The organism is Pseudomonas sp. NPDC087639 (assembly GCF_044743385.1).
Classification (GTDB): Bacteria; Pseudomonadota; Gammaproteobacteria; order Pseudomonadales; family Pseudomonadaceae; genus Aquipseudomonas.
Window position 1 is genome coordinate 17,262 of the sequence record NZ_JBIUWI010000085.1, and the last position, 1,660, is coordinate 18,921.

At 53.3% G+C, this 1,660-nt stretch carries 1 protein-coding gene, 3 tRNA genes and 1 pseudogene; 1 reads left to right on the forward strand and 4 read right to left on the reverse strand.

The features are described from left to right. Positions 1-285 (reverse strand): annotated as a pseudogene (locus tag ACIOVB_RS24605) (magnesium transporter); the annotation flags it as partial. A 321-nt stretch (positions 286-606) separates the two neighbouring features. On the opposite strand from ACIOVB_RS24605, the gene ACIOVB_RS24610 reads away from it, so the two are divergent. Next, the gene (locus ACIOVB_RS24610; protein ID WP_401271947.1) at positions 607-1,125 is read left to right on the forward strand and encodes a cell envelope protein SmpA; all 519 of its coding nucleotides are present in this window, start codon (positions 607-609) and stop codon (positions 1,123-1,125) included. A gap of 19 nt (positions 1,126-1,144) precedes the next feature. Here the strand turns inward: ACIOVB_RS24610 and ACIOVB_RS24615 are convergent. The 3 genes from ACIOVB_RS24615 to ACIOVB_RS24625 all read right to left on the reverse strand — a co-directional run bounded on the left by ACIOVB_RS24615 (position 1,145) and on the right by ACIOVB_RS24625 (position 1,517). Beyond that, a tRNA-Arg gene (locus ACIOVB_RS24615) sits at positions 1,145-1,221 on the reverse strand. A 71-nt stretch (positions 1,222-1,292) separates the two neighbouring features. Next, positions 1,293-1,369 (reverse strand) — tRNA-Arg (locus ACIOVB_RS24620). 71 nt (positions 1,370-1,440) lie between these two features. Further along, positions 1,441-1,517, reverse strand: a tRNA-Arg gene (locus ACIOVB_RS24625). Between the last annotated feature and the right edge of the window lie 143 nt (positions 1,518-1,660).

Here is a 1,660-nt window from a genome sequence, read left to right on the forward strand (position 1 = left end):
GTCGCCGTCGCGATCGGCCTTGACCAGTTGCCAGAGCGTCAGACGGTCGTCCAGCGGCAAGGCTTCAAGAATGTAGGCGACGTCGGCGGAGTGCAGATCATCGAGCTTGCGTTGCAGCTCGACCAGATTTTGCCGGTGAACCAGGTTTTCCACCCGGTCGTGATGCGCGCCTTCCTGGCGATGAGTCAGGTCTTCAACGACCCGTTGACGCTGCAGCAGCTCAACGACTTGAGCCAGGCGATCCTGCAGGCTTTCCTGTGTTTTCTTTACTTCGATTTCAGACATAGGCGAACTCCACTCCCAGCAGCGGGGCACGCCGGAAGGATCAATCAGTCAATTCATGATTGGTGAAACGGGATACTGAGTAACTACTGGGTAAGTCCATGGAGGTATTCCATAAGCCCCGGCGGGGCTGACGGGCGCAATGATACACCGCCTGACGGTTTTAAACTTTAAAAAATCGCGGCCGAAACAAGCGCTTGCGAAACAAACCTGAGCGCTGTCCTGACCCATGCAGATGCGACGACTCATCCTGAAAAGAAAACACACCGGCAATGAAAAATGCAGCGACTACCCTTGAGCATAGATCGTCATGGAGGACGTCGAATGCCATCAAAAACCACTCGTTTTTTACTCACCAGCCTGCTTTGCCTGCCGCCCGCCGGGGCTGCGACCAGCCTTCATCGTTGCGAAGCGCCCGATGGCGGCATAACGTTTACCAGCATGAGCTGTGCGCTCGGCGAGCAACTGTCAGTGCAGGAAGTACACCCCTATTTGCCCGGATCGGTTGTGGCGATCATGCCGGAACACAACCACGAAGAAATATCCGGTATGAAAACCAGAAGCGCAGAACCAGGCCTTGTGGGCGGCGTAGAAGACAAATGCGGCAACCTGATCGACGCCAGACAACGCCGCGAGGCAATCATCAATCAACGCGTGATCGCCGGCATGAGCCAGCAGGATGTTGAAAGTGCGCTGGGCAAGCCGGACAAGGTGAATATCCGGACTTCGACGACGAGCTATCGATACGACCTCAAGCGCGGCCGTAGTGCCCAAGTCGACTTCGACGAGAAGGGATGCGTGAAAGGAAAAGCCAAACCCCGGACAGCAAAAAGCCCGCGTTAAACGCGGGCTTCTTGGTATATGGTGCACTCGACAGGATTCGAACCTGTGACCGCTCGGTTCGTAGCCGAGTACTCTATCCAGCTGAGCTACGAGTGCATTTGTGTTTTTAGACCAGATCACAACTGGCTGAAGCAAAGCTACCTGCATTGCTGCAACTAACTCTTAAATGGTGCACTCGACAGGATTCGAACCTGTGACCGCTCGGTTCGTAGCCGAGTACTCTATCCAGCTGAGCTACGAGTGCATTTGTGTTTTTAAACCAGATCACAACTGGCTAAAGCAAAGCCACTTATATTGCTATAAGTAACTCTTAAATGGTGCACTCGACAGGATTCGAACCTGTGACCGCTCGGTTCGTAGCCGAGTACTCTATCCAGCTGAGCTACGAGTGCATTTGTTGCGCCGCATTATAGCCCGTCTAATCTCTATTCCAACCACTTTTTCTAGTAAATTCAAGAACTTACTGAAAAAGCCAGATTACGACGTACTAAGCAAATAATGGCGGAGAACGGGGGATTCGAACCCCCGACACCCT